Origin of the sequence: Arthrobacter sp. CAL618 (genome assembly GCF_000468215.1) — a bacterium.
GTDB lineage: Bacteria > Actinomycetota > Actinomycetes > Actinomycetales > Micrococcaceae > Arthrobacter_D.
Map to the genome: position 1 here is coordinate 1 of NZ_ASZW01000210.1, position 8,928 is coordinate 8,928.

An 8,928-nucleotide genomic window follows, 5' to 3' on the forward strand; every position below is an offset into this window, starting at 1 on the left:
CGTCCGCTAGCCTCACCGACACCCTGGCCGCTCCCCCGGCCGACAGAGATTAGACTGGATCGGTAAGTCTGTCGGCTGAGAGGAAACGACCATGACCGGCAGGCATCATTCCACGGTGCCGGTGCGGCGCATCGAAGCGCGCTCCGGCACGCCAGCCTCGCTTCGGCGACCCGGCTACCGGCCTGAGGTGCAGGGACTGCGGGCACTCGCTGTGCTCATGGTGGTGGTCTATCACGTCTGGCTGGGGCGAGTCTCCGGCGGTGTCGACGTCTTCCTGCTCATCTCCGCATTCCTCCTCACTCTCTCGTTCACCCGCAAGCTGGAGACTGGCACCCCGCTCGATCTGCTGCGTTACTGGGTGAACCTGTTCCGCCGACTCGTGCCAATGGCCGCACTGACCATCGTTGTCACGCTCGGGGCGGTGATGGCCTTCGTGCCGCGGGGCCGGTGGGCGGACCTCCTCGACCAGGCCTGGGCGTCGCTGCTCTACTTCCAAAACTGGCTGCTCGCCGTAAACTCCGTCGACTACTACGCAACAGATCACAGCACCGCGAGCCCCTTCCAGCACTTCTGGTCGCTGTCCATCCAGGGCCAGGTCTTCATCCTGTGGCCTCTCCTCTTCGCCGTTGCAGCAATTATCTCCACCCGGTTCCGGGTCAGCCCGCGGCGCATCCTGGTGGGGCTCTTTGGACTGGTGTTCGCCGGGTCGCTCGCCTTTTCCGTGTGGCAGACCGCAACGAACCAGGCGTTTGCCTACTTCGACACCCGCACCCGGTTGTGGGAATTCGCTCTTGGGTCCCTGATAGCGCTAGCGCTGCCCTACGTCCGGCTACCGATGCTGAGCCGGGTGGTCCTCGGCTGGGCTGGTATAGCGGCGATGCTAGCCGTCGGATTCGTCCTCCAGGTGGAGCAACAGTTCCCCGGTTATATCGCTCTCTGGCCCACGCTCGCGGCAGCTGCGGTGATCGTGGCCGGCGCAACGGATCACCGGTTCGGAGTGGACCGGTTCCTCGGATGGAAACCCCTGGTGAAGCTGGGCGACGCGTCCTACGCTCTTTACCTGATCCACTGGCCGCTGCTGGTGATCTTCCTGATTCATCAGGACCTCGAGTCAGCGGGGCTGTTCTCCGGTCTGGTGATCATCGCCGTGTCGGTGTTGTGGGCCGTGGTCACCACCCGATTCATCGACAAGCCGATCCGGCAACTGAAGTGGGCCGCACGCAAGCGCCGGCGGTCCGCCGTCGTCATCGCCGCCTGCGCCCTCTTCGTCGGGCTGCCGCTCGGAGTCTGGCAGTTGCAGATCCACACTGCGGCGACTGCCGCCGCCGACAACGCCAACAATCCCGGCGCCGCATCGCTGCGCGAAGGGTTCGTTCCCTTCGGTGACGCCGACGCCCCGCTGATGCCGATGATGACCGCACTCAACAGCGAATGGGTCACCCTGGACGAGGCCTGCGCCGGCGAGTTCGATGCCTCGTCCTTCGGTTCGCTGCAGAGTGGATGCAATCAGACGACGGTGGAGAACCCGGCGAAGTTGGCCGTGGTGGTGGGCGCCTCCCATCCGCAACAGTGGGTGGCGGCGATCGAACCGGTGGCGAAACGCAACAACTGGGACCTCGTTGTGCTCCGCAAGGGGCAGTGTCCGTTCGGCGCGCCGGTCGGGAAGGAGCCGGTCGAGAACTGCGACCAGTGGAACGCCGACGTCCTGGCCTACCTGGCTGCGCAGGATCCGGATCTGGTGTTCACCGTCTCCTCCTCGTCCCACCACACCCGCGAGGATGACCGCCTGGTGCCCGGCTACGAGGAGGCGGCACAGCAGATCATGGCCAGCGGCGCCCAACTGATCGCGATCCGCGACAACCCGCGGTTCCCGGTCAACATGCCGGAATGTGTCGAAAGTTCTGGCCAGGATGACCCCTCCTGCACGTTCCAGGTGGACACCAAGTTGGCGCCGGTGGACCCCGTGGCCGAGCTGGCGGCACGGTACCCGTCGCTGCATTCGATCGATCTGACGGACCTGATCTGCCCTGACGGAACCTGTCCGCCGGTGATCGGCAACGTCCTCGTATACATGGACGACAATCATCTCAGCGAAACGTATATCAAGACGATGCTGCCCGAGTTCGAGCGGAGGCTATTCCTTTCACTCGGCGCCTCCGGTTCGTCGGGCTTCGCCCCGTAACGCGGGCGCGGGCAGGTTAGCGCGGATCCATCACCGTTCCCAGGAACAGCGGCATGCCCGTCTCCCCGTGGATGATCTGGTACTGGAACGGCCGGTCCAGGACGAGTTCGACGTCGGGCATCGACAGCCCCGATTCGGCCATGTCAATCTGGGTGACCGCCGCAGCGATGGTGCCTTTCTCAGCGACGGTGATGTTGGCTTCCTGCGCCGCGCCCGAGACGAAGAGTCCCGGGCTGATCGGCCCGAAGTCGGGGGCGGTGCCCAGGGTTTCGGTGAGCCCCATCCCACGGAGCAGCGCCAGCAGATCCTGGTGGTAGGTGTGATCCCATTTCGGGAGGACCAGCGCAACCTCGGCCTGTGCGCCGCTCTCCATCCCCACCCGGACTTCAGCCAGCTGTTTCGCGGTCAGCACTGGAGATTCCCCCTCGTCGGGCAGAACCAGCCGCAGGTATAACCCGTCGTTGTACGGCAGGTCCAATGCAGTCCACCCGTCGCCGGAGGCGTAGTTGGCGAGGGCCACCTGACGCATCATGTCGGTCTCGACAACCCCGCCGTCGGTGAGAGTGAAGGGCCCTGGCATCGTCTCCGCCGGGTCGAAGGGCGTCTGCCACGCCGCCGCCAGATACACGGTGTTGAGCAGGCTGAGCCTGGTGTCGGGATCATAGTCGACCGGCGCCTCCTCGATCCGGCCCCCGGTGTTCTCATTGATCCAGGAATTAATGGCCTCGGCCGTGGACCTGTCCGAATAATCCACCTGATAGACACCCGATCCGTACTGCACCGCCAGCGTCTCCAGGAACTCCGCACCAACCGGCTGGCCCCGATCGATGAACATCCCGTTAGCAAGATGCAGGAGCGGCGCTGTGGGCGGGTCCTCCTCGTCGACCGACCCTGGATCGCCGTCGTACTGCTCCCATAACCCGAGCAGCGCATTCATTGCCTCGTCCCGGTGTGCGGCCGGGAGGCCGAGCACCTCGTCCATCTCGGCGGCCGTCGTCGTCGCCGCGCCCGCACGCAGCATTGACAGCGCGTAGAGGGCGCTGACGGGGCTGGTGACACTGTTGTCGTTGGGGTTCGCGGCGAGCATGGCGGCTCCGAGCCGGAACGACGAATCGCGCAGGCTGGCGGCAGCCTCCGGGTACGCATCCACCCGCACGACGGCGCGCATGACGTTGTCGGCAACGATCAATTCGGGGCTGGACGAACCGCAGGCGCCCAGGGTCAGCGCGGCGGTCGCTATGCACGCGGTAGCAACGATCCTGCAGGGTCCGGCCATGGTGTCCGCCTTCTCGGGTCACGTACGGGTGGCTCTCTCTCCACGGTAGTTCCCCAACCGAATCCCGACCCCGCGGCCCAGAACACAATCCGGTTACAGTCCTCTAATATTGCTCAAAGCAACCACCTGCGCCGGCAAACCGGTTAGGCTCGTGCTGTGAATAATGAGACTCCCGCCACAGCCAGTCACCCGTCCGTGCAGCTTCCCACCCGGACAAAGACAGCCATCGACGCCGTCGCTGACGCCTACACCGAGACCCTGCTGCAGCTTGACCCGGGCTTCGCTACCGAGCTTGGCTTCCCCGGCCACGAAACCGAGTACCGCGATTACTCCCCTGCCGGCCTGGAGGCCTGGGCCGAGGCCACCACGGAGACGCTCGGCCGGCTGACCGATCTGGAACCGGTCGACGACGTCGACCGGGTCACCCTGGACGCCATGCGGGAGCGCCTCGGGCTGGAACTGGAAATCCACGGCACCGGAATGAACCTTGCCGACCTAAACAACCTCGCCTCGCCGGCCCAGGAAATCAGGATGATCTTCGACCTGATGCCCACCGACACCGCCGACCAGTGGGCCCACATTGCCGGCCGTCTGCACAACATCCCCGATGCCCTCGCCGGGTACATCGTCTCCCTGCGGGCCGGCAAGGATCGCGGCCTCGTCGCAGCCGAGCGCCAGATCAGGATTGTGATCGACCAGACCACCAAGTACGCCCAGGATGGCGGCTTCTTTGACGACTTCGTCTCGAACGCGTCCATTGACGACGGCGAGTTGCCGGCGCAGCTACGTCAGGACCTGGTGGCGGGGTCGGCTGCGGCTCGAGCCGCGTACCAGCGGCTGGGCGCTTTCCTGCAGGAGGAACTCCTGCCGGTCGCCCCAGCCAAGGACGCGGTTGGGCGGGAGCACTATGCCCTGATGTCGCGCCGGTTCCTGGGCGCCGTCGTCGACCTCGAGGAGACGTACCAGTGGGGAGTCGAAGAGCTGGACCGGGTGATCGCCGAGCAGGAAGCGGTCGCCCACGAAATCAAGCCGGGGGCGTCCATCGAAGAGGCGATGAAGCTCCTCGACGAGTCCCCCGAGCTGCAGTTGCAGGGTGCCGATGCCCTGCAGTCATGGATGCAGCAGCTCTCGGATAAGGCGGTCGCCGAGCTGGCGGGGGTCCACTTCGACATTCCCGCCATCATGCGCACCATTGAATGCCGGATCGCGCCCACCCATGAGGGAGTCATCTACTACACGGGACCCAGCGACGACTTCTCCCGACCGGGCCGCATGTGGTGGTCAGTCCCCGAGGGTGAGGACTCCTTCACCACCTGGAAGGAAACCACCACCGTTTACCACGAGGGCGTTCCGGGCCACCACCTGCAGATTGCCACGGCGACCATGCAGCGCGGGCTCCTCAACAACTGGCGACGCAATGCCGTGTGGGTCTCCGGCCACGGTGAGGGCTGGGCACTGTACGCCGAGCGGCTGATGCAGGAGCTGGGATACCTCAACCATCCCAGCGAACGGCTGGGCATGCTCGACGCGCAGCGGATGCGGGCGGCGCGCGTGGTGTTCGACATCGGGGTCCACCTGGAACTGGAGGTTCCCGAGCGCTGGGGCACCGGCACCTGGACCCCCGACAAGGGATACGAATTCCTCAAACGGAACATCGCCATCAGCGAGGGTTCCCTGGACTTCGAGTTCAACCGGTACCTGGGCTGGCCCGGGCAGGCTCCGTCCTACAAGATCGGGCAGCGGCTGTGGGAGCAGATCCGCGACGAGGTCAAGGAACGCGAAGGCTCAGCGTTTGACCTGCGCAGCTTCCACACCCGTTCCCTGAACCTGGGGTCGGTCGGGCTGGACACGCTGCGCCGGGCTTTGGTCGGCTAGGCGACCCCGGGTCGATCCGGGTTGCCCACCGGAGCGCGGTTGGGGGCGCCGCGCGGAAGTGTCTAGGCTGAACTATGACCTCCCACCTGATTCTCGCTTCAGCGTCCCCCGCCCGCACCAAAGTCCTGACCGACGCCGGGATCAGCCACTCGGTGCTGGTCTCCGCTGTGGACGAGGACGCCGTCGCCGCGCAGTACGGTCCGCTCGATGCGTTCGATACCTCCCTCCTCCTGGCGCGGGCCAAGGCCGAGGCGGTCGCGTCAGCCGACGGTTCCGAGGGTGCGCTGGTGATTGGTTGCGACTCGATCTTCGAGTTCGACGGCGAAGCACACGGCAAACCGTGGGAACCAGAGATTGCCCGCGCCCGGATCCGGCGCATGAGCGGATCCTTTGGTGTCCTGCACACCGGGCACTGGCTCGTTGACACGCGTGACGTATCCGACGGCGGATCGGGTGCCACCGTGGGCGCCGTCGCCTCTGCGTCGGTGCATTTCGCGCAGCTGACCGACGACGAGATCGACGCCTACGTGGCTACTGGCGAGCCCCTGCAGGTGGCCGGGTCCTTCACCATCGACGGACTGGGTGGAGCATTCATCACCCGGGTTGACGGCGATCCGCACGCGGTCATCGGGCTCAGCGTCTCAACCCTGCGGGGGCTGCTGGCGTCGGCAAACCTGACGGTGATGGACTTCTGGGTTTAACCGGGTAACCCCGGGACCCTTTGTAGCATCCCTACAAAGAAACCACCCGCCACACGCGCTATCCGCATGGATTATGGGCAAAGACAACAATATGGCGCTAGGCTCCGAACAGATACGAAGGAGCCAGACCACACCATGAGCGAGTCCTTTTCCGCTGCAGTAAACCCCGTTTCCAAGGTCCTGATCGCCAACCGCGGCGAGATTGCCGTGCGCATCATCCGCGCGGCCCGCGATGAGGGCCTGATTTCGGTTGCCGTTTACGCCGACCCTGACAGGGATGCACTGCACGTCCGCCTTGCCGATGAAGCGTATGGCCTGGGTGGCAGCACCGCGGCCGAGTCCTACCTGGTGATGGACCGGATCCTCGAAGCAGCCCAACGCAGCGGCGCTGACGCCATCCACCCCGGCTACGGCTTCCTTTCCGAGAACGCCGACTTCGCCCGGCAGGTGATCGACGCTGGCATCACCTGGATTGGGCCCTCCCCCGACGCCATCTCCCAGCTCGGCGACAAGGTCAAAGCCCGCCACATCGCCGAGAAGGTCGGCGCACCCCTGGTGCCGGGCACCAAGGACCCGGTTGAATCCGTTCGTGAAGTCCAGGATTTCGCCAGCGAGTTTGGACTCCCCCTGGCGATCAAGGCGGCATTCGGCGGCGGTGGCCGCGGCATCAAGGTGGTCCGCGACGCTGCTGACATTCCCGAAGCCTACGATTCAGCAGTCCGCGAAGCCACCGCAGCCTTCGGCCGCGGCGAGTGCTTCGTCGAACGGTTCCTCGACGCACCCCGCCATGTCGAAACCCAGTGCCTCGCCGACGCCCACGGGAACGTCGTCGTCGTCTCCACCCGCGACTGCTCGCTGCAGCGCCGCAACCAGAAGCTGGTCGAAGAAGCGCCCGCACCGTTCCTGAGCGCGGACCAGAACCGCCGGCTCTACGAGGCGTCCAAGGCCATCCTTCGGGAAGCCGGCTACCAGGGCGCCGGGACGTGCGAGTTCCTGGTGGGCCAGGACGGCACCATCTCCTTCCTTGAGGTCAATACCCGGCTCCAGGTGGAGCACCCCGTCTCCGAGGAAGTCACCGGCATCGACCTGGTCCGGGAGCAGTTCCGGCTCGCCCGCGGCGAAGCCCTCGGCTACGGCGACCCCGAGGTCCGCGGCCACTCCTTCGAGTTCCGTATCAACGGCGAGGACGCGGGCCGGAACTTCATGCCCGCCCCCGGCACGGTCCAGACCCTCACCCTCCCCACCGGGCCCGGCATCCGGGTGGATTCAGGCATCGAGGCCGGTGAGGTGATCGGCGGCAACTTCGACTCCATGCTGGCGAAGCTCATTGTCACCGGGGCCACCCGCACCCAGGCCCTGCAGCGTGCACGGCGCGCCCTCTCGGAGATGCAGGTCACCGGCATGCCGACGGTGCTCCCGTTCCACGCCGCCGTCGTCGCCGACCCAGCCTTCGCGCCCACCGAGGGGCCGTTCACGGTTCACACCCGCTGGATCGAAACCGAATTCGACAACACCATTGCTCCGTGGTCCGCCGGGGAATCAGCCGATCCAGCGTCCGACGACGACGCCCCCCGCCAGCGGATCACCGTCGAGGTGGCTGGCAAACGCCTCGAGGTCGTCCTGCCCGCAGGGCTGGGCGGTACCGGCCGGCAGTCCCCTGCCGGGAAGCCCAAGAAGGCGCTGCGTGCCCGCGGTGGTTCGGCGTCGGCGGCCGACGGAGATGACCTCACCTCCCCCATGCAGGGCACCATCGTGAAGGTGGCTGTGTCCGACGGCGACCTCGTCGCGGAGGGTGACCTGATCGTGGTGCTTGAGGCCATGAAGATGGAGCAACCCTTGACCGCCCACAGGTCCGGCACCCTCTCCGGATTGAGTGCTTCGCCAGGCGACACGGTGGCCGCCGGAGCGGTCATCGCCGCGATCTCCGACTAGCCGCCGCACGCTCGAGCTGGGCTACCCGTCGTCTTCGGGCTGTCCCTGTTCTCGTTCAGCCTCTTTCTCCAGCTTCTCCTGCTCACGCTGCTGTTTTTCAAGCTCCCGCTCAGCCTCCCGCTGCGCCTTGTCATCCTCACTACCGGCGTCGTCCCCGTTCTCCTCCTCATCGTCGCCACCCGATGGAGGACTCGCCGGCGGGACGGGCGTTTCAGCCGGGGTTTCGGGTAAAGGCGACGGCGTGTTTGTGGTGGGCTCCGGAACGGGCGCTGCAGGCGCTGTGGGTGCTGTGGGCGCTGCGGGATCCGCTGGCCCAACCTCGGCCGTGATCGCAAGGAGCAACTCATCGATAGTTGACGTGATCTGCGCCGCGCGGTCGGAGCTGACGGTGCCCTGCCCCTGCGCCACGGTGACCGCCTGACTGAGATCGAGGGCCAACTGGGTGGCGCCGGCCTGGTCGCCGGCGGCAGCGGCCGTCGCAATGTCACGCACTGAGGCCTGGAAGGCGGCGGCCGTCTCCGACTCCAGCTCGGGAGCGCCGCACCCCGCCAGGAGCAGGGCGACGCCGAGGGACGCGCCTGCTGCCCACTGATATCCTCGCCGGCTCATGGTTGCACCCTTTCGTAGAGTTCCTGGAGCAATTCACCAGTGGTGCCCGGCACCGCCGGTAGCTCTTCGACGGTCTCCTGCCCAGCCAGATTCAGACCCACCACCGCTGCCACGCCGAGGGCAAGCACAGCGATAGCAGCAAACACGCCGATCAGCCATGGGCGCCGTCGGCCCGGTCGACGGCTGGCACCAGCGGGTCGCGCCGCCGCCGGGGCAGCATTCGGGGTCGCCGGCCGAGGCCGGGTCTCAGGCCGGGTCTCAGGCGGGTTCGCAGTCCGGGTCGCGGGCCGGGACGCTGCCTGGTCGGCACCCGGGGACGCACTAGCCTGCTGCACCTCAGTCGCGGCCGGAGC

At 66.5% G+C, this 8,928-nt stretch carries 6 protein-coding genes and 1 pseudogene; 4 read left to right on the plus strand and 3 right to left on the minus strand.

Annotated features, from left to right (window positions below; translation table 11 throughout):
• The first annotated feature begins 91 nt into the window (after positions 1-91).
• Entirely contained in the window at positions 92-2,182 is a 2,091-nt protein-coding gene (locus tag K728_RS0112680; RefSeq protein ID WP_024476953.1) for an acyltransferase family protein, read from the plus strand.
• A gap of 16 nt (positions 2,183-2,198) precedes the next feature.
• Here the strand turns inward: K728_RS0112680 and K728_RS0112685 are convergent, their stop codons facing one another.
• A complete protein-coding gene (locus K728_RS0112685; protein ID WP_024476954.1) occupies positions 2,199-3,458 on the minus strand; it encodes a serpin family protein in 1,260 nt (419 codons plus the stop codon).
• Positions 3,459-3,614: 156 nt separating this feature from the next.
• Between K728_RS0112685 and K728_RS0112690 the strand changes: the two genes are divergently transcribed.
• The 3 genes from K728_RS0112690 to K728_RS0112700 all read left to right on the plus strand — a co-directional run bounded on the left by K728_RS0112690 (position 3,615) and on the right by K728_RS0112700 (position 7,966).
• On the plus strand, positions 3,615-5,333 hold the full coding sequence (locus K728_RS0112690; RefSeq protein WP_443110983.1) for a DUF885 domain-containing protein: 1,719 nt from the start codon (positions 3,615-3,617) through the stop codon (positions 5,331-5,333).
• A gap of 74 nt (positions 5,334-5,407) precedes the next feature.
• On the plus strand, positions 5,408-6,034 hold the full coding sequence (locus K728_RS0112695; protein WP_024476956.1) for a Maf family protein: 627 nt from the start codon (positions 5,408-5,410) through the stop codon (positions 6,032-6,034).
• A gap of 135 nt (positions 6,035-6,169) precedes the next feature.
• Positions 6,170-7,966, plus strand: coding sequence for an acetyl/propionyl/methylcrotonyl-CoA carboxylase subunit alpha (locus K728_RS0112700; protein ID WP_024476957.1), 1,797 nt, complete (start codon positions 6,170-6,172; stop codon positions 7,964-7,966).
• 21 nt (positions 7,967-7,987) lie between these two features.
• On the opposite strand, the gene K728_RS0112705 is transcribed toward K728_RS0112700, so the two are convergent.
• Complete coding sequence (locus tag K728_RS0112705) at positions 7,988-8,575, minus strand: hypothetical protein (protein ID WP_024476958.1); 588 nt, start codon at positions 8,573-8,575, stop codon at positions 7,988-7,990.
• Positions 8,572-8,928, minus strand: a pseudogene (locus tag K728_RS21975) (hypothetical protein); the annotation flags it as partial. The gene K728_RS0112705 and the pseudogene K728_RS21975, both read right to left, overlap by 4 nt.